Raw genomic sequence first — 22,979 nt, 5'->3', positions numbered from 1 at the left:
ACATATCGTTTTAACGCCAAGTCTAGCCGCCGTACTATTTTCACAACACAGGAGGCCAGATATGAAAACCGCAATCAGATTAGCACAGAACGCACAGCAAGCAGAGACATTAGATTTACTAACCAAACTGAAAAAATTAACACGGCGATGGAGAAAGCAGGCCAGAACCCGGCGCGAGCTGGCTAATCTGAATGACCACCTGCTCAGGGATCTGGGAATTACCGAAGAGGATCGGCGTCAGGAAGCCGGCAAACCTTTCTGGAGAAATTGAGCATTGCCGAATTCCCGGTTCACCGGCGAGGGAACGCCGGTTTCGTTGCCGCCCCCTATGGTGGTCTCCTGCAAATAACACATTTTCTAAATACCTCCTTTTATAGACAGGCTTCTATCCCGCCGCAGAAGAACTGACGCTTTTATAACCTCAACGTATTCATCTATGCGGAACAGTACTGCGCTTACTCGACTCGGCTATCCAGGGCGACCTGATTTTGACGTCATTGATGAGGGCTCAAAGCAATAGAGCGAAAAAAACGGCGCAGTGCGCCGTTTTTTATAGTTCCGATTATCTGGAGAAAGTTATCGGGTGCCGTACACCACCATGGTTTTCCCTTTGACCTGCACCAGCCCCTGATCCTCAAGCGCCTTCAGCACGCGGCCGACCATTTCCCGTGAGCAACCGACAATGCGCCCGATTTCCTGGCGGGTGATTTTGATTTGCATTCCGTCCGGGTGCGTCATCGCGTCCGGCTCTTTACACAGGTCAAGCAGGGTGCGCGCGACCCGCCCCGTCACGTCGAGAAACGCGAGGTCCCCCACTTTCCGGGTGGTCTGGCGTAAGCGCGAGGCCATTTGCTCGCCAATGAAATACAGTACGCGGGGGTCTTCTTGAGCAATTTCACGAAATTTCGTGTAGCTGATCTCCGCCACTTCGCACTCGGTCTTGGCTTTGACCCATGCACTGCGGGAACCCATTTGATCCTGATCGAACAACCCCATCTCGCCAAAAAAGTCTCCGGCGTTCAGATACGCCATGATCATTTCACGACCATCGTCGTCTTCGATGATGACCGTCACGGACCCTTTGACGATGTAAAACAGTGAATCGCTCTTATCGCCAGCATATATAATGGTGCTTTTGCTGGGATAGCGGCGACGATGGCACTGCGACAGGAAGTAATCCAGATGTTTGGTTTTATGCTCGACCGGTTTAGCAATCGTGACCATGTTAATGTCCCATTCATTACCTTTGGCGCAGAAACTTATCCGCCTTGGATGTTTCGCTGAGTTCGGTATAACGTTTTTCTAATTGTTTAATAACCATCACAGGCGTTTCGACTCCGGTATCCGGCGCGTTGGAGTCGCTCCGAAGCCGATCGGCGCTTGGCCGCAACCGCTTAATTATCAAGATGTTCCCTAAATTAAGCACGAATAATCACTTTAGGCAAGAGACGCCCCGCCCTTCCCCCTGCGCCTGATGGAGGTCATGGGGCGTCAATGCGGCCTGGATCACATAAGTGTGAATACTTCGCCAGCCGGCCTTTTAAATTTCCGCATTTCAGTTTTTCAGACGCCGGCCATTTTATTGCGCCGCCATGCGACAACCGGGCGAAAAAATCCGGCTACAGACGTTTACTGCAGGTTACTAACCACAGTATAGACCATCTTTTGTGAAATATTTTCCACGACAAGGAGTTATGCTACTCTGACCGCCCCGCGCAGTTGCGGCCATAGCGAGTCAGAAAATCCAGTGGGAGTATGAGATGAAAGCGACCATTACCTGGGGCGGCGACGCCAAGTTCATCGGAAAGACCGGCTCCGGCCATGACGTGGTGATGGACGGCCCTCCCGATCACGGCGGTCAGAATCAAGGCCCGCGCCCGATGGAAATGTTACTGCTGGGGCTTGGCGGCTGCACCTCTTTTGACGTCATGAGCATCCTGACAAAAGCCCGCGCCGACGTGACCGACTGCGTGGCGGAAATCACTGCGGAGCGCGCCGACGCTGTTCCCGCCGTGTTCACCAAGATCCATATCCATTTCATCGTCACCGGCAGAGATCTGCGTGATCCAGTGGTAAAACGCGCCGTGGACCTATCCGCTGAGAAATATTGCTCCGCCTCCATCATGCTGGAAAAAGGCGGCGTGGAGATCACCCACGACTTTGAAATTCGCGCCCCTGAGGACGCCCTGTAAGCGCCGTTTCAAAAACTCCACCAGCCTCAAATATTTACACTGTCACCATCGATTACTCTTTATACGGGCGTAATGAGGCGCCCGTTTAATGAAGTTGCTAATCGCTCGCCCGGTTTTAATAAGAAAAACTCATAAACGCGACATTAAATTGCACTATCCAAGGGCTATCATAGCCTGCATAATATGCGGCTTTTCCGCAGCCGGGACAAATGCCGTCCGGGACCTCTTTTCCGGGCAGTCGTCCGGCGCATTCTCCGGTTTCGCCGGATTGTCTGAAGAGCAGGTCTGAACACTGTGTGAATGTAGGCGCCGGATCTTCCGGCGATGTGTTGAACAGCAAATCTACTGAGGGTCTGAGATGTCTGAAAAGCTCAAACTCCACGGTTTCAACAATCTGACGAAATCGCTAAGTTTCAATATTTACGACATTTGCTACGCGCAATCGGAGAAACACCGACAGGAATATATTGCTTATATTGATGAGCAATATAATGCCGAGCGCCTCACACAAATTCTGACCGACGTTGTGGAAATTATCGGAGCCCACATTCTTAACGTATCCAGGCAGGATTATGATCCACACGGCGCCAGCGTCACCATGCTGATCGCCGAACACGAAGTGCCCCCGCCGGCTGACTCCAGCGAAGAGTCGCCCGGACCGCTGCCCGATGCGGTGGTTGCTCACCTGGATAAAAGCCATGTGACCGTACACACCTATCCGGAGAGTCATCCCGATAACGGCATCAGCACCTTCCGAGCGGACATCGATGTGTCCACCTGCGGTCTGATCTCCCCGTTGAAAGCGTTGAACTACCTGATTCACAGCTTCGATTCCGATATTGTCACCATCGACTACCGCGTACGCGGTTTCACTCGTGACATCGACGGCGCCAAGCTGTACATCGACCACGACATCAACTCGATTCAAAACTTCCTCAGTGAAGACACGCAGGAAGCCTATCAGATGATCGACGTGAACGTGTATCAGGAGAACCTGTTCCACACCAAGATGATTCTGAAGGAATTCAACCTGGATAATTATCTGTTTGGAACCGGCATCAGCGAGCTGACGGCCAACGAAGCCTCCAACATCAGGGAACGACTGCAAAAGGAAATGCTGGAGATCTTCTATTCCCGTAATATGCCTTATTGATCAAGTCTTCAAGACAGGCGTATAGATTCGACGGAACAGGCGTAAATGAGTAATCGCATTTCTTTATCCCTGACGTTGAACAAGATTGGGCTGCTTTTCGCAGCCCTTCTTGTTTTAATGCAAGTCCTCTCTCACTGGTACGGCTATCTGCTCAATTTCAATCGCCCAGAGATCATGAGCGGCGATTATTGGCGTCTGATCAGCGGCCATTTCGTGCATCTGAGTTGGGTTCATCTGGCCCTGAACGCCGTTGCGGCCTACCTGATCTACGACTCTTTCGACCACAATTTCAAAGGCTGGCGCTTCCCCCTCTATCTGGGACTCCTGAGTCTTTTGATATCCATCGGATTATTGCTGTTTTACAAAACCACCCGCACCTATGTTGGTCTATCTGGCGTATTACACGGACTGCTTGTGCTTGGCGTGTTGGGGGGCGGACGCTTTCCGCGCTGGGTGTTGATCGCGCTGTTCGTCGGCGTCACCGGCAAAATTATCTGGGAGCAGACGCCTTACTATGATGAAGGCCAGATTGCGCGCCTGATCGGCGGCCCGGTGGCGGAACAGGCTCACCTGCTCGGCTATTTCGGCGGCGTCATCATCGCCGTGGTCGTGCGCTTTCTCGGTAAATTCCGTTGACGCTGAATCAGCCCTGTAGCGGTCTTCAGGGCTAGGTCCGGCTGCGTTCGATCATCTCCAGCACCATTGGCCGGATGATCAGATCGATGGCCAGCGCCAGCTTGTTGCCGGGCACCACCAGGGTATCGTGACGGGACGCGAAGGCGTTGGCGATCATGTTGATCAGATAGGGAAAGTCCACTTCCCGGGGATTGCGGAAACGGATCACCACAAAACTTTCATCGTGACTGGGAATCTCCCGCATGATGAAGGGATTGGATGTATCCACCGTCGGCACCCGCTGGAAGTTGATATGGGTCTGGGAAAACTGCGGCACGATACAACGCACGTAGTCCTCCATACGATTGAGAATCGTCGCCACCACCGCTTCCTGGCTATAGCCGCGGTCATGAGTGTCGCGATGGATCTTCTGAATCCACTCCAGATTGACAATGGGCGTTACTCCGATCAGTAAGTCCACATGGCTCGCGATGTCGTAATCGTCGGTGCTGACGCCCCCATGCAGTCCTTCATAAAACAGGCAATCTGTCTGTTTGGGCAGCGATTGCCAGGGCGTAAACGTGCCCGGCGCGCCGCCGCCCCGAATCAGGTCCATATCGTCGTCATGAATATAATGACGAAAGCGACCCTGACCGTTCTGACCGTAATCGCAGAACAGCTCTTCCAGTTTATCGATATGATTGGCCGCCAGAGAAAAGTGATTCCATTGGCCATAGCGCCCCTGCTTGGCCAGTTCCGCCATCTGTTCGCGGGTATAACGATGAAAACTGTCGCCTTCCACAATGGCGACGTTCACGCCCTCTTCCATAAAGATCTTTTGCATGGTGCGGCTGGCCGTGGTGGTGCCGGCGCCGGAAGATCCGGTCAGAGCGATAATGGGATGGCGGGCGGACATGAATGCGTATCCTTCTACGGCTTCCAATCGGAGAGAGCCTTATACGTGACTGTTTCCGTGCGTTTACTGAACTGGCTGCGCGCGGCGGTTCATGCCGAGGCTGGGGCTATGGTAATCTTGCTTTCAGGATAAACACAACCTTGACGACATCGCAGAGAGCAGAGGCGCCTATGCCCGAAGTACATGACCTGGGATTGATGATTGATTCCCGGATTCCCCTGATAGTGATTCAAAGCCATGAAGAGACCCGGGTGCTGGACACCGTCACCCGTCTGGCGATCAAGAAAAGCCTGCCGCTGTTCTCCTGGACCGTAACGGACGGCCTGAAACGGCTGGGTTTCGGTTTTGATCTGGAACAGGAGGATAAGCTGAAAGATCCAGAAAAGATTCTGGAGCATATCAAGCGCAGCCATACCGCGAGCATCTTCGTTCTTTGCGACTACCACCCATTTCTGGACGACGAGCCCAAACATATCCGTCTGCTCAAGGATATCGCCCTCACCCATCGCAACAACGGGCACACGGTGATCCTACTGAGTCACTCTCTGGATATTCCAGGAGAACTCAAGCATCTGAGCGCCAATTTCAGGATGCGCCTGCCTAACGCGGATCAGTTAATCAATATTGTACGTGAAGAGGCCGCTCGCTGGTCGCAACAACACTATGGCGAGAAGGTGAAAACGGACAACAAAACCCTGCAGCAGCTGGTGCGCAATATGTCTGGCGTCACCTTCGAAGAAGCTCGACGTCTGGCTCGCGGCGCCATTTTCGATGACGGAGCCATCACGCAATCGGACATTCCTGAGGTCAATCGGGCCAAGTTTGAGCTGATGGACATGGAAGGCGTGTTGAGCTTTGAATACGACACCGCCAAATTCACCGATGTAGGGGGCTTGGAGTCCCTGAAAAAATGGCTGCAGCAACGCCGGGTCGCATTCGTTGAAGGCAAGTCGGAAGCGCAACTGGATCCGCCCAAAGGCATCATGCTGCTGGGCGTGCAAGGCGGCGGCAAGAGTCTCGCCGCCAAAGCCGTCGCCGGTATGTGGGGCCTGCCGCTGCTGCGCCTGGACATGGGCGCGCTGTACAACAAATTCTTCGGCGAGACCGAAAGGAATATGCGCGAGGCGCTGCAACTGGCGGAATTGATGTCTCCCTGCGTGCTGTGGATCGATGAGATCGAAAAAGGCCTGGGGCAGGACGGCAATGACCAGGGCGTCTCCAAGCGGGTGCTGGGCACGCTGCTTACCTGGATGTCGGAAAACAAACACCCGGTCTTCATGGTCGCCACCGCCAACAATATCAAATCGCTGCCGCCGGAGCTGATGCGCAAGGGGCGTATTGATGAAATCTTCTTCGTAGATCTTCCCACCCTGGAAGTGCGCCAGATTATTTTCGACATTCATTTGCAAAAACGCGGACTGTCCCCCGCCAACTTCGACGCAAAATTGCTGGCGGAGTCCACTGATGGCTTCACCGGCGCGGAAATCGAGCAAGCGGTGGTATCCGCCCTCTACTCCGCCGCCGCCCTGGGGCAACCGCTGACAACCGAGTTAGTGCTGGAGGAAATCAGCAACACCCAGCCTCTCTCCGTGGTGATGGCCGAGGACATGCTGGCCCTACGCGCCTGGGCCGCCGCCCGCTGCGTCCCGGCGGACTGAGCCCTTTCTCAATACAGACATGGCGGCGGCCGGCCAAGGTCCGCCGCCTTTTCTTCGTAATACTCTCTACACCCTGAATGCCCCACTCGCCTATACCACCAGTGAGCACTGGCAACACCCACTCCGTTCGCCCTGAGCCTGTCGAAGGGCGTTATGCAATACAGGCGTATCGAGGGTTAACCCAGTATAAAGTTTACTGAAGTAAACCCGTGGTAGGGTCTGACGCTCTGGGAAGTCCTTCGACAGGCTCAGGACGAACGGGGGATTTTTAGGGTTGCGGTTCGGTTCTACCTTTATGAGCCTCTTCATGCAATAAGTGATGTGACCACGCCCCATTTGTTTCGGGCCAAACAGAGAGAGCCGCCAGTATCGTTTGTCCCCCTCCGTTCGCCCTGAGCCTGTCGAAGGGCTTTATGCAATACAGACGTATCAATGGTTAACCCGCTGAAGTAGGTCTGGCGCTCTGGGAGGTCCTTCGACAAGCTCAGGACGAACGGGTGGAATTTAGGGGCTGCGGTCCGTTTCGGGTCTCACGTCTCGCCAATTCAGGTTTCAGAAATAGGATCTGGCGCTCTAGGAGGTCCTTCGACGGGCTCAGGACGAACGTGGAAATTTAGGGGCTGCGGTCCGTCATTGTTCGAACACACATTAATGGTGAGTTAACCGTAGCACGCGATTCTCCTCCGAATCCTCCTCGTCAAATACACACATCCATACCAACCAAGAAACACCAGCGAATCGGGCACTGATAACATGCACCCCGTTCGCCCTGAGCTTGTCGAAGGGCGTTATGCAATACAGACGTATCAATGGTTAACCCAGGCTAAAATTTACTGAAGCAGGGTCTGGCGCTCTGGGAGGTCCTTCGACAGGCTCAGGACGAACGGGGAAATTTTAGGGTTGCGGTTCGGTTCTACCTTTACGAGTTTCTTCCTGTAATACATGCCCCGTTTACCTCAGACAAGTCAGAGAGCCGCCAGTATCGTTTGTCCCCCTCCGTTCGCCCTGAGCTTGTCGAAGGGCGTTATGCAATGCAGGCGTATCGAGGGTTAACCCAGTATAAAGTTTACTGAAGTAAACCCGTGGTAGGGTCTGACGCTCTGGGAAGTCCTTCGACAGGCTCAGGACGAACGGGGAGATTGTGTGGGGGGGGGCGTGACCTGGCCTCTACTGGGTCACTTCTCGCCAATAAATGATGCGGTCGTGGCCCCGGTATTGCCCGAAGGTGGCCGTGGCGGAGGGGTTGTCTAGACTGTTGTCGCCATCCCAGTCGAAGCGTAACCATAGATCGGTGTTGTAACGCAAGCCGACCGTCCCCTCGTTGCCGATGCCGGGGCTGGTCAGGTAGACCTCCTGTCCGTCGGGATAGACGGCGGAGGCGAAGGCGCCGCCGGCGCCGGGGTTGCCGGCGACTTCCGCCCGGGTTTCGCCGGAATTCAGGTTGCCGCTGTAACTGCTCATCGCCAGTGTCGCCGGGCTGCTGCTGTAGCTGGTGCAGCTGTCTGAGGCGTTTTCGACGAAGCGGGCTCCGTTCCAATGCTCGATGTACATGGGCAACTCCAGACTGGCGGTTTCCGGCCCATAGGCGTTTTCCATGCGCAGGCGGCCATACCGAATTTCCGTGCCGGCGATGCCGGTGATGGCGAAGTCCAGACAGGCGTCCGCATCGCTGGTCTTGTAACAGGCGCCATCGCTGTCCTGCAGGTCCGCGGCGGCGAAGGTGAGATTCACATTGGCCGCGAACGGATCGTCATCCGCCAAGGGCAGTGAGTTGGATTTCTGGTAAGTAAACGTGTCACCGGACAGGGACAGGGTTCCAGAGCCGTCATACACCGCGCCAGTACTCAACGAAAGCGAAGCGCCGCTGCTGTCGAAACTAAGCGTTGAACTGCGGCCACTGGCGTCGCTGTAGCTTCGATTGCTTTGCAACGTGTTGCTGAACTTAAAGTAGGCGGCGTCATAGTTCAGCGTCGTGGCCCCCGCTACGTTTTTACCAACCAAGGTCAATACCGGACTCACGTCATAAGGGAAACTCTGATCCTGATAGGTGAACGCGCAGGCCCAGGGCGGCGTGAAGGTGGGTGTGTTGGCGGACACCGCCAGATAGGCGGGGTAAAAACGTCCGATATCACCGCTGGCGCCGCTGATTTTCGCCGTTCTGGCGGAACCGGCGCCCAGATAATTACTGTCGTCAATGACTGCGCTCAGATTAATGACGCCCACTTCGCTGAATTGATAGGCGCCGCTGGCCTGACCGCCACTGAATAAGGTCGAGCCTCCCGGCAGGCTCAAATCTCCAGACAATACGCCATTGGGCGCCGGCGCAATACTCGATACGGAAAGCTGTACCATCTCCCCTTCATTACCAAACGCTGGCGCCAAGCCATTGCCGGACAAATCCGCGCCTGAATCCGCCTGTCCATCGCCATCCAGATCATCCGCCGCCTGATACAACACACCGCCGACATTCAGCGTAAAGTCCGCCCCGGCTTTGCGATAAGCCCCGCCACTGGGCCCGGTCGCGGCGGGATTGCCCACCGCATCGACCCGAATGGCGAACGGCCTGACGATCCAGGGCGCAGAGGCGTTATCGCTGGCGATGGTCAGAGGATTATCCGACTCGTCCAGAATCAGCCCACTGCTGTCATCCCGCAGATTCAACACGTAGGCGCCCACATCGGACGTATCCCATGCAAAGGTCGCTTCGCCACTGGTGAAGCTCAGATTAAGATTGGCGCTGGCAGGCTGACTGTCAGGAAGCGTCGCGGTGGTATTGCCGACTATCTGCGGCGCTACGCCCGCTGGGTCAGCGCTACTGCGCGTCAGCCAGGCCTTCAGGTTGACGCCGCCATCGTATTCCTCCACCGGTCCACAACTACCGGCTCCACCGGGGTCCTTGGCTATCAGGGAGACTTTGAAATTATGCCGACGTCCCGCAATCAGGTCGTAATCAAGGCTGTCGTTCTCCTCGATATACAGAATATTATCGAGGAACTGAATCGGGCCGCCGACGCCGCTGATGGAAGCGTCCGCATCCGTCGCCGTCAGGGTCAATGATTCAGCCAGGTTGTTGCTCAGAGTCAATTGCGCCACGCCGGCGTCCGCCGCGGAAAATGTGTAAGCGGCGGCCCCGTCGTCGCTGTTATCGGGGTCCGGCGACAAGGTTCCCGCACCGGTCTGCACCGCCCATACGCCGCGCGAACGAGAGGTGCTCAGCGCCACCGTGCCGGCGTAGGTCGATAAAGTGGCGCCGCTGGAGTCCTGGGCTTCGATGCGCACCGCATGCGGTAGACAGGTGCTGGCGGTAGAGCCGGTGGTGATGACAAAACGGTTCAAGGCGCCGACGCTGCACAGCGCGCCATAATCCAGCGCAGACACACTGCCGGAATTGTAGGTGACGTCAACGTCGCTGTTGCTGGTCACATCTTCCGCTGTAATCGCGCCGTAGATCTTGTTCTGATAACCCAGACTCACATCCCCTCCGCTATAGAGCACGCCGGCAAATGTCACGGCGGAGCTGAATGTCACATTGCCGTATGCGTACAGCAACAATCGGCTGGCGTTGGAAGATGAGCCGCCGGGAGCGTTCAGATAGCTCTGGTAACCAATGGATAAGGACTGATTGACGAAAAGACGCGCCGTACCCGATCCGGCTACATTGATTTCCACCTCACTGCCCAGCGTTAGCTGGTTTATCCAGTAGTCTCCCGGTTGCAGGTTAACCTTGCCCTGATAGCCAATGCTCAATTGGTTGATAAAGTACTCGGAATAGCTGCTCGACACGTTCATGACCGAGGCGTCGCTAACGGAGACCGTGCGATACTGGTTAGTGGCCCCGCCCAGTGTGCCCGCCCCACTCACATTCAAATCCGTCACATAGACGCTGGTGTCGGGAAAGGCTCCCGGATTCAGCGTATCCACCGAATCTCCAGAAGCGACGCAGGTGGTGGAGGTGCAGCTCAGCACCGAGGAACCGCCATTCACTGTCACGGTTCCTGCATCCAGGATATTATCGGGGCTATCAATAACCTGAGAGTTATAACCAAAGCTGACGGTTCCACCGGAGTGGCTGGAGATGGCGTCAGGGAAAGTCCCAAGACAGGCCCCGCTGCTTGCGCAGGGATGCGTTTCCGCGTATAGATCGCCGACCTCCGTCGCGGACAACGTCTTATTGTATATCTGCACTTCGTCGATGCGGCCACTGAAGTAGCGCACGGAGTAGCCCTGGTCCTGCCCGATCTGCAGCGGGTCGGAGTTGGTCAACAACGTCCCGGTATAGGACGCAGAGCCGCGCACCACGCCATCCACATAAACCCTCTGGGCGCCGCTTTCATAGGTGATGACGATATGACGCCAGGCGTTGGCCACCATGTTGGCGCCGCTGGTGGTAATCGAACGCGTTGTTCCTCCGCTGTCGTTCCACCACCAGTATATCTCCCCGGAACTATCGATATGGAACTCGTAGTTTTCATCTTTGGAAAGGATGGTTTTCAGTTCCGAAGTGGGGATCTGCCTGGGGTATACCCAGGCGCTAACAGTCAGGTTATTGGTAATGTCCAGCAGGTTGTTATCAGCGATCTCGATATATTGCGAGCTGCCGTCAAATTCAGCGTAGGCGCAGGTGCCGGGATCGCCGGCGATCGCCGGAGCCGTATCCAGTGTCTGCGCGCCGTTATAGGCGCGGCCGCTCAGGTTGTTGCCGCTGGCGTCACTGACTTCGCCGGCGGAGCCGTTCCAGACTTCATCTTCCATGCGCCAGATGGCGATGGCGGAAAATCCGCATGCGCTGGGCGCCCCGCGGGCGGCGATGGTCACGTTGTCGATATACATGAACTCATCGTAGTTGTTGTAATTACTGCTGACGCGAAATCGAATGCGGGTATTGGCGGAAAGGTAGGGCGTTAAATCAATCGTCGCGGTTCCACTGACGTCATTAGAATACGACGCCACCACTGTGTAGCTGGACCCGCCGTTGGCGGAGACCGCCACGTCGAAACTGTCCGAGCCTTCCAGATTGTTAGTGGTGCTGTAACTGTATGTCAACGTCGCCGAAGTGAAGGATGAAAGGTCCACCTCCCGGTACAGCGCCGGATAACCTGTGAAATTAAAGTAACCATTAAAGCGCGCCGCGCCTCCACTAACCCGAACAAAGCCCGAGCTGGCGCTGCCGTTGTCATCCAGTTCCTGCCAGCTGCCGCTCCAGGCGCCCGAGCCGCCGCTATAGCCGCCGGAACTGAAATCATCGCTGAAATCTGCGCTGGTGGGATCATCCAGACTAAAGGACAGACTCTGAGTGGGATAGGTGGTTTGCAGCGTATAGGTAACGCCCAAGCTCAACGAACTGGTGGTGAGCAGCACCGTGTCTGAGTCCACCAGAGACGCGCTCAGGACGGACGCGCCGTTGTCCAGACTGTAATTGGAAGCGTCTACCGCCCGCGCCGGCGACACCGGCGCAGCGAAATCCACCGTGACCTGGGTTGGCGTCGTGCAGCTCGCCGCCGCGGCGGATAACGCCGGAAACTCCCGTCGCCACAACAGATCCGTGGCGTCGTTGACGGAGACAGTGTCAAAGGAATACTGAGCGTAATCGGAATTATCCACCTCGATACCGATGGTGGCGCTGGCGCCATTCACGTTGTCATTGCCATAACGGAACAGCACATTGCCGTTTTCATACAGAACGATTTGCAGGGAGTAACTGGTGCCCGCTCCGTTGTAACGAGGCACTCCATTCCAGGATGCGACAAAGCGCCGGTTGGGTGAGCTGCCTAAGGTACTGTATGTGACGCTGCCTCCCAATGACGGCTCCAGGTCATCCCAGTAGCCCAAGATGGCTCTATCGGCGGGTTCTTCATAGCCCGGACAGGTCCCTGTGCAAGCGCCTTCGATTGGCAACGCTTCGTTGGTGTAATCTTTGTAAAAACCTTGGTCGGCGCCGAAGTGCAATGCGCCGTTGGAGAGAATGCGCACTTGGGTGTAGCCGGTCTGTCCCAGGTAAAAAGTGAAACCGATATTAACCAGTTGGAAGTCGTCGTCGCGGGGATAACCGGTCAGTGAGCTGTCCCGGTTCCAGGTGACCGTGGACGAAGTCGAGTCAAAGGCCGTGCCGGACACCGTTTCCACCACATAGGCGGCGAATGTCCGCGTGCTGGCGGCGCATAAACAGACCAGCGCCATAAGCGTTAGCAGAACCTGACGCCGCCGGAACATCAGTGCGCCCTCACTTCAATGGTGCGCGAGGCGGTTTCATCGCCACCGCCGCAGCTACCCGTACTGCGCAGGGTGAAGTAATCTTCCCCGCCCGCGGAATCCGTCAAACACACCACTGACGCTGAGCATCCCGCCAAACCCTCCGCGCTGAAATTAAGCACTGGAAACCCCACGGAGCAATTGTTATCTACGCCGCCAGCGGGAAACAATCGTCCCAGCGCAGCCTGGGCGCCGGTTTCCGCCGCATAGAATGCCCGCGTTGAGAGAATGTCCATCGAAACGCCTTCCGCCGTCGAGCGCTCCAACTCGGTGATCGCCACCACCAACAGTCCCAGTATCACGATGACGAACAACGCCGCAGGCAAGCCCAGGCCCGCCTGTCGCTGGCGATGAATCGGATTGAAGAGGCGACGATCAGGGCACATTGCGAATGTTCACCTCCTGCTGAATGTCGAAGCTCTCTCCCCCGTCGGACACCCGAAAGCTCATTTGCACCACCGCATTACGCACCAGCGACGCCGGGGTGTAATTGAAGTCCGTCGTGCCCGCGGCCACCAGGTTGATCAACATTTCCCGCACCGCACCGCTTGAAGGAGGCAGGTCCGGCGTGGCGTTGAAGCCATAGTTTACATAGCGATAGATCGCCGCACCGGACTGGCAAAACGCCACTGGCGTTCCCACCAGATATAATCTCCGCGCAGGGGAATCCGTAGGGAATTGATGATTCGCCGATAAAGTGACGGTGATGTCATCGGAGCCGGTGGGCAGTTGCGCCAGCGCCTCCGACAAAGAGTTCGGGCCCGGGCTCTGCGGGTCGTACAGCTCAGTCTGATCGATGGGATAAATAGCCGCCCGTCCAATGACCGCATTGTCCAGACGAGCGCCTACCGCATCGATGCTGGCGGCGGGACTGGAAATGGGGGCGCTGACGTAGTCCGTGCCGGCGAGCACGGGAATAAACTCGATGCAGCCGCTGGCGACCCGCACAGAGTTGGGCAACGCAGAGCGGATTGCGCGCGACATTTTTTCCGCCGCGATCAGCCCCGCCGTCGCCATTTGCTGACGTTCCGCCGTGTCCACATAACCTCCCACGGTCGCGGTGATAAAACGGGTCACGCCCACCGCCAGCACGCTGACGATAACAATCACCATCACCAATTCAATCAATGTAAACCCGTGGGAGCGTCCTGTCTTCATACTACGCCTCAAAAATTGGCCCGATAGGCGGAAAAGGTCATCGCCGGTCCGGAAGGCGGCGCTATCGTCACCCTCACCAGCTTGGCGTTCGACGCCGACAAGCCAATGTCCGCCCCCGCGCAGGTCACCGACACGCTCACCAGATAGCCGGGATAATTATTGAAATCCGCATCGGTCTGCGAGCGCGGCGCTTCATTGACGATGCCGTCGTAGTCGTCCACATCGTCATACTCGTCGCGACTGCCCTCCTCGGTGACGATATTGCAACTGGTCACTGGCGGCGCGCCGCCGGAAGGAGTGGCCTCGTCATAGCGCTTACCCAGAATTTCATCCAGATACGCCTGCGCCAACTGAATGGTGCGATTGCGCAACAGCACATCGCTGCTGCGGCCGATGCTGCCGCTCATGGCGGTGACGATCGCCACCAGGGCGACGCCAATTACGATAATGGTGATCACCAGTTCCACCAAAGTGACGCCGCTTTGGCGCTCAGGATTCACAAAAGCCTTCATAGGCGTATCCCAAGGTGGTGATGCAAATCGGGTAAACCGTATCGCCGCTGACGCAGATCAGCGTGTTGGTGGTTCCGCTGGAGGCGGGATTAATCACATCGCCGTCCTGATTAAAGGTGATGGTCGCCGGCAAGGCGCCGCCCGCGCATGTAGTGGTCGCACTCTGGCTCCAATTGATGCTGACGCCGGATGCGTCGACCTCGCGTAGTGAAACATAGCCGCCCTGGGCCACTACGCCGGAAAAGTCAGAGCCGGACAGCGATAGGGTCAGAGTGGTCGTGGTTGCAGCGCGGCGACCAAGGGCGATTTGCTCCGCCAGACGCGCCTGAGAAAGGATTTGATCGGCGACCACACGGGCCGAATAAGCGTCCCGTGTGGCGAAAAGACTGATGGCCGTGACTGACAGGATTCCGAGCAAGATCATCACCATGATCATCTCGATCATGGTGAAGCCGCTATTGAGAGCTTTGCCTCCCCCTCGCCGTCGGAATACCTTCACACACGGACCTGACTCAGCTTAAGGTAACAATCAAGGGCAAGTGGTTGTACCGCCAATAACAGGAGCGGTATTTGCCGCCGCGGATTGCGCGTAAGTAACGGTACAGTTGGTCGCGACAGTCACGGTAGTGGTTCCGCCTGAGTGGGCTACTGTTACGTTTCCGCCATCAACTTGCGATGCAGCTTCAATTCCCGTCGCAGTGCCCGCCGGATACCCAAACACAACATCAATCGATGTTCCATCTACAGTCACCGTGCTGGTCGCAGCCTGATCGTCGCAGGCCGTCGTTGCCAAACAGGCGGCATGAACAATCGCCGACGCCGACCTTACTGATCCTTCTATGCCTGAGCGCGTCGCCGCCTCGGCCTGTGAAGACAGGTCCGCAAATTTCGGCAACGCAAACGCCGCCAGTATTCCCAGAATAACGATAACCATGACCAGCTCTATCAGCGTAAAGCCCGACTGCTGTGTCTTTATCCGCTTTTGCATAGTTGTCCCTCCACGAGAACATATAAGCTTTTAATCAAGTATAGACGCCAAGTTATTCTTCTGTTTGTAAAATAGTTAAATATTTCAATCGTTATCAGCGCTTTTACGTTGTATGGACAGCCTCACTTCGCCGCTTTCGGCGTTATACAGCAGTGAAAAAAAATCCTTCCCCTGAACGCCAACCTGATAGGCGCAGACCGTTCCCACGGCCAATGCTTCAACCTTTTCCTGCAACGCCATTTGCGAACCGCCTGCGCGCCGTAACAGCAGCGCGGAATACAGGCGCAGGCAGCTTTCATCGGTCATCGCAGCAGGCGGCGCAGGATTGCTATCGCCAATGTCAACCGGCCAGCCTTGCGCATTCATCCGCAATATGCCTCCGCCCTGCTCCTGAAAATCATCGGGGCTGAAATCCGACCCCACAGCCAGCGCCCCCAACTCGACCGAGTCTGAGCGGCCGCCCTTCGCCAACCAAGCGGTATGGGCCAGTCGCAAGCTGGTCAGAAACGCGGCCTTCATTTGCTGCGCGCCCACCTCGCCGGCGTTATCCACCAGGTCGTCCACTGAGCGCAGAAACACGCCTGTCAGCACCGCGATCAGCGCGCCAATCAACCATATCTCCACTCGCAGAAACTGGCTCAGCCAACGTCCCGCCATGCTTATTTACCCAGCGCCGCCTGACCCAGACTCCACATGGGCAGAAACACGCCCAGCGCCAGAATCAGCACCATCACGCCCATCACCACCAACAGAATAGGCTCAATGGATTCAGCCAGTCGTTTAAGGGAGTACTCGATTTCCTCGTCATAGAAATTCGCCACTTCTACCAGCAGACTATCCACTGAACCAGTTTCTTCTCCCACCGCCAGCATCTGCATTACCAATGGCGAGAACATGTTGGTGGCCCGCGCCGTTCGCACCAGAGTGTCGCCGCGCTCAATACCGTTGCGCATGTCAGCAATGGCGGAGCCGACATATTTGTTGTCCACCGCTTCCGCCACCAGCGTCAGCGCGGAGGTGACCGGCAGCCCCGCCGCCAGCATCATGGAAAAGTTGCGGGAAAAACGGGACAACGCCACCAATTCAAACAAGGGACCGACGATGGGAATACGCAACTTGAAGCGGTCCCAGCGATAGGCGCCCTGAGGCGTTTTTTTCCAGCGGAAGAAACCATAAATTGCAGCCGCCAACCCCGCCGCCACGAACCAGCCGTAATTGATCAGAAAATTGGACGTCGCCACCAAAATCCTGGTGGGTAACGGCAGGTCGGCGCCGAACTTGGAGAACACGCCAGCGAAGGCGGGAATCACGAAAAAGTTAACCACCAGCAGCGCGATAGCGATCGCCACCACCACCATGATGGGATAACGCACCGCCTGCGCCACCCGCTTACGGGTATCTCGCTCCAATTCGATATTTTCCCCCAACTGACGAAATGACTCTTCCAGTTGGCCGGTGTTTTCCCCCACCAGAATCATGGAGACGAACAACTCGTTGAAGGTGCGGGGATGGGCGCGCATGGCGGTGGCCAGATTCACCCCGCCCTCCAGACGCCGCGCCACATCGTCCAGCACTTCCGCCAGCGTCTCGGAGCGCGTGGAGTCCGCCAATCCGCGTATGGCGCGAATAATGGGGATGCCGGCGCGGCTGAGCGCATGCATCTGACGACAGAGAATCACCAGCTCATCCAGCGTCACTTTTTTACGAAAGATGGGCAGTTTTTTCAGCCACAACAGCACATCGGTTTGCGCTTCCTGCTCCTGAATGCTGGTGGGCGTCACGCCTTTACGCAGCAGTTCATTGGCCAGCGCTTCCCGGTTGACGGCTTCTTGCACGCCTTCGATCAACGCGCCCTTGCTGTCCCGCCCTTTGAATGCAAAATTCGCCACGATCAGCTGAACTCCAGGTGGCTCGGTGAGTGCGGCAGATCGCCCAACGACGCCGAGATGCGGAATACTTCGTCCAACGTGGTGACGCCTTCACGGGCATAGTCCAACGCGCTCAGCGCCAACGGACGATAATGCAGAGAACGTTTGGCGGCGTGAGTGAAAGCGCTCTGATCGTTCTTACGTAGCGCATCCAGTAGCGCGTCGCTCATTTCCAGTAACTCATAAACCCCGATACGGCCGCGATAGCCGGAGTTGCCGCATTGATAACAGCCTGCGCCTCTGAAAAAGTGAGCGGGCAAGGACTCCTGGGTCATGGCGTGCAGCCAGATTTTTTCCTGCTCGCTGGCTTGATAGGGCTGCTTGCAGTTATCGCAAATACGCTTCACCAGACGCTGCGCCACCACCGCGGTCAGCGCGCTGGCCACCAGGTAGGGTTCCGCGCCCATGTCGATCAGGCGCATGGCGCTGGAGATGGAATCGTTGGTGTGCAGCGTGGATAGCACGAAGTGGCCGGTCATGGCGGCGCGCAAGCCGATTTCAGCAGTTTCCTGATCCCGCATTTCCCCCACCAGCACCACATCCGGGTCTTGCCGCAATGCGGCGCGCAGCACTGACGCAAAGTCCAGTCCGATTTTTGGATTCACCTGCACCTGGGTCACCCGGGGCAAGCGGTATTCCACCGGGTCCTCCGCGGTGATGATTTTCACTTCCGGTCGATTCAGTTCCGTCAACGCCCCGTAGAGCGTAGTGGTCTTTCCGCTACCGGTCGGCCCGGTCACCAGCAGGATGCCATGAGGCCGTTTGATCAGGATGCGCAGCCTGTCCAGCAGCTTTTTCGGCATCCCGGTGGCTTCCAGGTTCAGCATGCCCTCGGTCTGATCCAGCAGGCGCATCACCACCGACTCGCCATACTGCACCGGCATGGTGGACAGACGCACATCAATGGAACGGCCTTTGACACGCACGTTAAAACGGCCGTCCTGAGGCAGACGCTTTTCGGAAATATTGAGACCGGACATCAGTTTCAGACGCAACACCAACGCCGCGTTGACGCGCCTTTCCTTCATCACCTGTTCATGCAGTACGCCGTCGATACGCTGGCGCAGACGCACCACGTTTTCGTCCGGCTCGATGTGGATATCCGAGGCGCGCGCCACCACGGCGTCTTCAAATATGGATTGCAGCAGGCGCACTACCGGCGCTTCGGTGTCATCGCCTCCCGCCGCCAATTCCGCCAGATCGAAGGCGTCTTCGCCCAGCTCGTCTTCCAGTTCGCCGGCGATGCTGGCGATTTCCTCGGTGCGCCGATACACCAGATCCAGCGTGTCCAGCAGCTCGCTTTCGCGCACCACCGCCTGTCGTATCGGCTGCTTGAGCACTCGCACCAGTTCGTCATAGCCGAAGATATCCATGGGGTCGGACATGCCCACCAGCAACTCGCCTTTCTCTTCCGACAGCACGATAGCGCGGAAGCGGCGCGCCGCGGTTTCCGGCAGGCGCTTGATCAGTTCCTGATTGAACTGGTAATGGCGCAGTTGCACGAAAGGAATGCCCATTTGCTGCGACAGGAAACGCAGCAGGCTGTCCTCATCCATATACCCCAGGTCGATCAAAGTGCGGCCGAGCTTGCGGCCGGCCTTTTTCTGCTCGCTCAAGGCCGTCATCAGTTGCTCTTCCGTGATGACGCCGTTTTGCACCAGCAAATCGCCCAAACGTATTTTCTTTTTCGGTTCGACCATAATTACTCTCTATCTCTCCGCTGCGCTTGCGGTGTCAGCCGCCCCCGCCGCCCGGCTCCAACTGTTGGATGCGGCGGCTGGCGTACTGCGCCAGAGTCGTCTGTAATGCCGGATCGCCTACCGCCTGACGGTAGGCTTGCAACGCCGACTGACTGCGCCCTGTCTGATCCAGGGCGATGCCCAGTCCCGCCCACCAGTCGCCTTTATGGGGATGGGCTTCGATCAGAGCGGCGTAGGAAGCGATGGCGTCTTCATAACGACGCGTCTGTTGATAAAGGCCTGCCAACAAGCTGTGGTAATCCGGCGCCGTTTCCACTTTCGGCGCTTCACTCTCTAACAGGGCGATGGCCTGCGTAACCGCGCCGGTGGCCGCCAGCGTGCGCGCCTTCATCAATTTAAAGTCCACGCTGCTGTGTGCATCGACGTTCTGCATCACTTGCAGCGCCTGAGCGTAATCGCCAGCGCTGATCAGCCAGGTCGCCAACTGAAAACGGCTGGCGTCATGTTCCGGCATGGACGTCAGCAAATCCCGCAAACCTTGCTCAGCCGCGTCAACATCGCCCTGGCGATAGGCCTCTCGCGCCTGCTGCAAAGCGCGGGCGGCGATGGCTTCCGGTGTTTGCGACGGTGCGATATTCATCGCGCTCGGAGAAGGTGCGATCTCCTCCGCCTGAGCGGCGGCGATATCAATATGACGCATTGGCGTAGACGTCTTCTCCTGCACTCGATCCGGTTCAGCCGCCGGCGGTGCGGGCGTCTCCAGCGCATTATGAGAAACTGTCGCCGCACTGACTTGCCCCCTGGGCTCCGTATCAGCACTGGCGTTATTCATCTTCGCTTCACTGGCGAGCGGGCTTTCCTGCTTGACGGTGGGAGGCGTTTTTTGCATCGCCAAGGGGGGGAGCGGATCGTCCTCGACGATCACAACTGACGCTTGTTTGGATTGCGTTTGTCGCGTTGGTTCCTGAGGGTATTGCGGCGCTGCGACGACAGACTGGGAAGCGGGTTGCGGCGACGTTTCTCTGATTGCCGGCGGAACCTCTGCGACAACAGGCGTATCCAACTCCGTGACTTCCGATGGAGTCTCTATCCTGTGATCAGGCGTACTTGGCTTCTCGTTCTGCGCCGACAACGTATTCACCATCGCCACCTGAGACACCACTGGCGTCGGCGGTTCCGATGGCGCGGCCATCCACCAGTAACCGCCGGCCAGTCCCGTCGTCACCAGGACCAACGCAAGCACGCCAGACCAACGCCGGGTCGCGCCGGGGGGCGCTTTCTGCAAGCTATGGGGAACAGGCGTCCGTGGCGCCGACTCCCGCTTATCCAGATCTCTGAGCACATCGTTGAGTAAACTCACGCCCAACCTCCCAACCAGGCGAACCTGAGCGGACGTGCGCTTTCCGTATCCTTCACGGCGCGCCGCACATGACCGGCCGCCACAGTTTTATCGCCATCGCCGTAAGCGGCGAGCATGGCTTTATGCGCCAATACATTCACCAGTCTGGGAACGCCGCCGCTGGCGCGAAATATGAGTTTGGCGGCGTCGGCGCGAAACAGGCTGTCGCCGTTGTAACCAGCCGCCATCAGGCGATGCCGGATATATTGCTCCACCGAGTATTTATCCAGCGGACGGATGTATTCCTGAAATGTGATGCGCTGCTTCAGTTGCCGCAATTGCGGCTGCGACAACATGACGTCCAGTTCCGGCTGACCGAACAGCACGACTTGCAGCAATTTTCGCGATTCGGTTTCCAGGTTGGTCAATAAACGCAGCGCCTCGATTGTCTGCTCGGGCATCGCCTGCGCTTCATCAATCACCAGTACGACGCGCCGGCCTTCCGCGCAATGGGCGATCAGTTGTTCATTGATGAGTTTCAACAACTGATGACGACCGCCGTTCAGCTCGCCCAAATTCACCCGTAGCTCGTCCGCCAGGGCCAAATACAGGTCCTGCGGCGACAGGCGCGGGTTGGGGATGTAGGCGGAGACGTATTCGCCATCGAGAAAATTCAACAAGCGGCGGCACAGCAGGGTTTTCCCCGTGCCTACCTCACCGACCACTTTGATAAAGCCTTCCATGCTCTCCAGCGCGGCGCGCACCGTTTCAAAGGCGTTACGGTGAGTGGACGCGTCCAGATAAAAATGCGTATTGGGCGTGAGGGAAAACGGCGCCTCGCGCAATCCGAAATGTGTTTCGTACATACGCCCTCCTTTCGCCGGTCAGAATTGCTCGCTAGCCCGGTGTTGCAGTTTGTCCATGCGCTGGCGGCTGCCGCGCAGATCCTGACGGTAACTTTCGCTGTCAGCGATAATCGGCCGGATCAGAATCACCAGTTCGCTCTTGAGTTCCGTGTCGCGTTTCTGTCTGAACGCCTGCCCCAGCAGCGGGATATCCCCCAGCAGCGGCACTTTCGCCTGCGTTTTTTCGGTGAGGTTGCGGATCAGGCCTCCAATCACCACCACTTGCCCATTGCGGGCCTTGATGACACTGTCGGTCTCCCGCACTGAGCTGAACGCCAGCGGCAGCACCAGATCATTGGAGCCCAGGGAGATAGTCTTGGTCTGGTCTTCTACGTCGCTTACCGTCGGATGCACGTGCAGCGTCACATCGCCGTTCTCGTCAATCTGCGGGGTGACATCCAGAGCGATGCCGGAGAAAAACGGCGTGATCTCCACTTCCGAAATCAGATTGCTGGTTCCGCTGGTGGTGGTGGCGTCGTTAGTCTCGATTCCCGTGACGAAGAACTCGTCATCCCCCACCTTGATGACGGCTTTCTGGTTGTTAATGGTGGAGATGCGAGGGCTGGACAGCACCTGCACCGTGCCCTGCTCACCCAGCAACTGCAGCAGCGTCGTGAAGTCGTTGATGCGCAGCGCGGCGCTGAAGACGCCTTCCAACCCCGGGTTGGTGACGCTTCTGGAAGTCTGTCCCAAAGTCAGGCTTTTGGTGGGATCGCCAGAGGCGTCCACTTTGGAGGTGAATTCATCGAAATAAGACCAGTTCACGCCTTGCTCAAAGCCTTTGTTCAGCACCACTTCCAGAATTTTCACTTCCAGAATCACCTGCCGCTGCATAATCAGCTGAGCCTTATCGAGATACTCCTCCACCGCCGTCAGTTCACTCGGCGTCGCCCGCACGATCACAATGCCCGCGCCGCCATTCGTCACCACTTTGCGGCCCTCTTCGTTGCCAACGATCGTGATCAGACTCTCCTGCAATGCGCTCCAGAAATCCGAGTCGGTCTGTGTGGTGATGCGCGATAGCACCGCGTTGGCGGAGCCGCCTGAATTATTGCTGTTGTTGTTACTATTGCTGTTGCTGGAACTGCTGGATGAAGAGCCCGAGGAATTGGACAACTGCCCGGAGCTGACCATGATGTCCGACGCGCCCTTGCGTTTGACGTTCAGGTAATTGATCTGAAAGATGCGGGTTTGCACGCCGCCGGGCAATACTTTGAACAGGTTGCCCTTACGCTGATATTCAAAGCCGTAGAGCTGCTGCACGATCTCCATCACCTCATCCAGCGTGACATTTTTCAAGTCCAGGGAAATCGCCCCTTCCACAGCCGGATGCACCACCATGTTGTAGCCGGTCCCTTTCACCAGTCCCATGAAAAAATCTCTGGCCGGCGCGTTATTGACGGTGATGTCAAAGCGCTCCGCCGCCTGCATCGTCTCAGCCGCCGGTATGGTCGGCAGCAGCGCCTGCATAACATCCGGCGGCGGCGCGGGCTGCTGCGCCTGCGCCATGGTCTCTTCGGCTTCCTGCATCGCCAGGCCGATCGCCTGCGCGCTGGTCGGCGGCGGCTCGGGCTCATCCTTCTTGGGCGTAGCAGGCTGACTGGCGCACGCCGCCAGGCCGAAGCCGACCCAAACTGACAACAAGGTCCGCCAAAGACTTCTCATT

The 22,979-nt window shown here is 57.1% G+C and carries 19 protein-coding genes; 5 read left to right on the top strand and 14 right to left on the bottom strand.

Annotated elements, in window-relative coordinates; translation table 11 throughout:
* Positions 1-61: 61 nt before the first annotated feature.
* A complete protein-coding gene (locus O5O45_RS29550) occupies positions 62-271 on the top strand; it encodes a DUF1127 domain-containing protein (protein ID WP_305902845.1) in 210 nt (69 codons plus the stop codon).
* A gap of 305 nt (positions 272-576) precedes the next feature.
* Here the strand turns inward: O5O45_RS29550 and crp are convergent, their stop codons facing one another.
* Positions 577-1,224 (bottom strand): cAMP-activated global transcriptional regulator CRP, encoded by a 648-nt coding sequence (gene crp, locus O5O45_RS29545; protein ID WP_011399839.1) that lies wholly within the window; start codon positions 1,222-1,224, stop codon positions 577-579.
* Positions 1,225-1,760: 536 nt separating this feature from the next.
* Here crp and O5O45_RS29540 point away from each other — a divergent pair.
* From O5O45_RS29540 to rrtA, 3 genes are all read left to right on the top strand, one after another.
* Positions 1,761-2,192, top strand: a complete 432-nt coding sequence (locus O5O45_RS29540) for an OsmC family protein (RefSeq protein ID WP_305902844.1) — start codon at positions 1,761-1,763, stop codon at positions 2,190-2,192.
* A gap of 358 nt (positions 2,193-2,550) precedes the next feature.
* Positions 2,551-3,345, top strand: a complete 795-nt coding sequence (gene speD / locus O5O45_RS29535) for an adenosylmethionine decarboxylase (RefSeq protein WP_216737679.1) — start codon at positions 2,551-2,553, stop codon at positions 3,343-3,345.
* A 45-nt stretch (positions 3,346-3,390) separates the two neighbouring features.
* A complete protein-coding gene (rrtA, locus tag O5O45_RS29530; RefSeq protein ID WP_305902843.1) occupies positions 3,391-3,981 on the top strand; it encodes a rhombosortase in 591 nt (196 codons plus the stop codon).
* A gap of 31 nt (positions 3,982-4,012) precedes the next feature.
* Here rrtA and O5O45_RS29525 read toward each other — a convergent pair whose 3' ends face one another.
* Positions 4,013-4,876, bottom strand: coding sequence for a phosphoribulokinase (locus tag O5O45_RS29525; protein WP_305902842.1), 864 nt, complete (start codon positions 4,874-4,876; stop codon positions 4,013-4,015).
* Between the two features lie 170 nt (positions 4,877-5,046).
* Here O5O45_RS29525 and O5O45_RS29520 point away from each other — a divergent pair, with 170 nt between their 5' ends.
* Positions 5,047-6,534, top strand: coding sequence for an AAA family ATPase (locus O5O45_RS29520; protein ID WP_305902841.1), 1,488 nt, complete (start codon positions 5,047-5,049; stop codon positions 6,532-6,534).
* A gap of 1,167 nt (positions 6,535-7,701) precedes the next feature.
* Here the strand turns inward: O5O45_RS29520 and O5O45_RS29515 are convergent.
* From O5O45_RS29515 to mshL, 12 genes are all read right to left on the bottom strand, one after another.
* Positions 7,702-12,711, bottom strand: a complete 5,010-nt coding sequence (locus O5O45_RS29515) for a LamG domain-containing protein (protein WP_305902840.1) — start codon at positions 12,709-12,711, stop codon at positions 7,702-7,704.
* A 32-nt stretch (positions 12,712-12,743) separates the two neighbouring features.
* Positions 12,744-13,169: a hypothetical protein gene (locus O5O45_RS29510; protein ID WP_305902839.1), complete on the bottom strand. Its 426-nt coding sequence runs from the start codon at positions 13,167-13,169 to the stop codon at positions 12,744-12,746.
* Positions 13,159-13,941 carry a PulJ/GspJ family protein gene (locus O5O45_RS29505; RefSeq protein ID WP_305902838.1) on the bottom strand — a complete coding sequence of 261 codons (783 nt, stop codon included), beginning with the start codon at positions 13,939-13,941 and terminating at the stop codon, positions 13,159-13,161. Before O5O45_RS29505 ends, O5O45_RS29510 begins: the two co-directional genes overlap by 11 nt.
* 8 nt (positions 13,942-13,949) lie before the next feature.
* Positions 13,950-14,453 carry a type IV pilus modification PilV family protein gene (locus tag O5O45_RS29500; RefSeq protein ID WP_305902837.1) on the bottom strand — a complete coding sequence of 168 codons (504 nt, stop codon included), beginning with the start codon at positions 14,451-14,453 and terminating at the stop codon, positions 13,950-13,952.
* On the bottom strand, positions 14,431-14,952 hold the full coding sequence (locus tag O5O45_RS29495) for a pilus assembly FimT family protein (protein WP_305902836.1): 522 nt from the start codon (positions 14,950-14,952) through the stop codon (positions 14,431-14,433). The genes O5O45_RS29500 and O5O45_RS29495 overlap by 23 nt, the downstream gene beginning before the upstream one ends.
* 30 nt (positions 14,953-14,982) lie before the next feature.
* Complete coding sequence (locus tag O5O45_RS29490; RefSeq protein ID WP_305902835.1) at positions 14,983-15,441, bottom strand: prepilin-type N-terminal cleavage/methylation domain-containing protein; 459 nt, start codon at positions 15,439-15,441, stop codon at positions 14,983-14,985.
* 84 nt (positions 15,442-15,525) lie between these two features.
* A complete protein-coding gene (locus tag O5O45_RS29485) occupies positions 15,526-16,098 on the bottom strand; it encodes a hypothetical protein (protein WP_305902834.1) in 573 nt (190 codons plus the stop codon).
* Positions 16,099-16,100: 2 nt separating this feature from the next.
* Entirely contained in the window at positions 16,101-17,330 is a 1,230-nt protein-coding gene (locus O5O45_RS29480; RefSeq protein WP_305902833.1) for a type II secretion system F family protein, read from the bottom strand.
* 2 nt (positions 17,331-17,332) lie between these two features.
* On the bottom strand, positions 17,333-19,069 hold the full coding sequence (locus tag O5O45_RS29475) for a GspE/PulE family protein (protein ID WP_305902832.1): 1,737 nt from the start codon (positions 19,067-19,069) through the stop codon (positions 17,333-17,335).
* Positions 19,070-19,103: 34 nt separating this feature from the next.
* Entirely contained in the window at positions 19,104-20,429 is a 1,326-nt protein-coding gene (locus O5O45_RS29470) for a tetratricopeptide repeat protein (protein WP_305902831.1), read from the bottom strand.
* On the bottom strand, positions 20,426-21,274 hold the full coding sequence (locus O5O45_RS29465) for an ExeA family protein (RefSeq protein ID WP_305902830.1): 849 nt from the start codon (positions 21,272-21,274) through the stop codon (positions 20,426-20,428). The genes O5O45_RS29470 and O5O45_RS29465 overlap by 4 nt, the downstream gene beginning before the upstream one ends.
* A gap of 18 nt (positions 21,275-21,292) precedes the next feature.
* Positions 21,293-22,978 carry a pilus (MSHA type) biogenesis protein MshL gene (mshL, locus tag O5O45_RS29460; protein WP_305902829.1) on the bottom strand — a complete coding sequence of 562 codons (1,686 nt, stop codon included), beginning with the start codon at positions 22,976-22,978 and terminating at the stop codon, positions 21,293-21,295.
* Position 22,979: the final 1 nt, after the last annotated feature.

It is taken from the genome of Hahella sp. HNIBRBA332 (assembly GCF_030719035.1).
Classification (GTDB): Bacteria; Pseudomonadota; Gammaproteobacteria; order Pseudomonadales; family Oleiphilaceae; genus Hahella.
The sequence above is the reverse complement of the archived record's forward strand: the minus strand, read 5'-3'. Positions and strand labels throughout refer to the sequence as shown.

Coding starts and splice junctions, on each gene's coding strand:
- O5O45_RS29475 (WP_305902832.1), bottom strand. CDS start 19,069: ATGGTCGAACCGAAAAAGAAAATACGTTTGGGCGATTTGCTGGTGCAA.
- O5O45_RS29520 (WP_305902841.1), top strand. CDS start 5,047: ATGCCCGAAGTACATGACCTGGGATTGATGATTGATTCCCGGATTCCC.
- O5O45_RS29465 (WP_305902830.1), bottom strand. CDS start 21,274: ATGTACGAAACACATTTCGGATTGCGCGAGGCGCCGTTTTCCCTCACG.
- O5O45_RS29510 (WP_305902839.1), bottom strand. CDS start 13,169: ATGTGCCCTGATCGTCGCCTCTTCAATCCGATTCATCGCCAGCGACAG.
- rrtA (WP_305902843.1), top strand. CDS start 3,391: ATGAGTAATCGCATTTCTTTATCCCTGACGTTGAACAAGATTGGGCTG.
- mshL (WP_305902829.1), bottom strand. CDS start 22,978: ATGAGAAGTCTTTGGCGGACCTTGTTGTCAGTTTGGGTCGGCTTCGGC.
- O5O45_RS29500 (WP_305902837.1), bottom strand. CDS start 14,453: ATGAAGGCTTTTGTGAATCCTGAGCGCCAAAGCGGCGTCACTTTGGTG.
- O5O45_RS29485 (WP_305902834.1), bottom strand. CDS start 16,098: ATGGCGGGACGTTGGCTGAGCCAGTTTCTGCGAGTGGAGATATGGTTG.
- crp (WP_011399839.1), bottom strand. CDS start 1,224: ATGGTCACGATTGCTAAACCGGTCGAGCATAAAACCAAACATCTGGAT.
- O5O45_RS29550 (WP_305902845.1), top strand. CDS start 62: ATGAAAACCGCAATCAGATTAGCACAGAACGCACAGCAAGCAGAGACA.
- O5O45_RS29525 (WP_305902842.1), bottom strand. CDS start 4,876: ATGTCCGCCCGCCATCCCATTATCGCTCTGACCGGATCTTCCGGCGCC.
- O5O45_RS29505 (WP_305902838.1), bottom strand. CDS start 13,941: ATGAAGACAGGACGCTCCCACGGGTTTACATTGATTGAATTGGTGATG.
- O5O45_RS29490 (WP_305902835.1), bottom strand. CDS start 15,441: ATGCAAAAGCGGATAAAGACACAGCAGTCGGGCTTTACGCTGATAGAG.
- O5O45_RS29540 (WP_305902844.1), top strand. CDS start 1,761: ATGAAAGCGACCATTACCTGGGGCGGCGACGCCAAGTTCATCGGAAAG.
- O5O45_RS29515 (WP_305902840.1), bottom strand. CDS start 12,711: ATGGCGCTGGTCTGTTTATGCGCCGCCAGCACGCGGACATTCGCCGCC.
- speD (WP_216737679.1), top strand. CDS start 2,551: ATGTCTGAAAAGCTCAAACTCCACGGTTTCAACAATCTGACGAAATCG.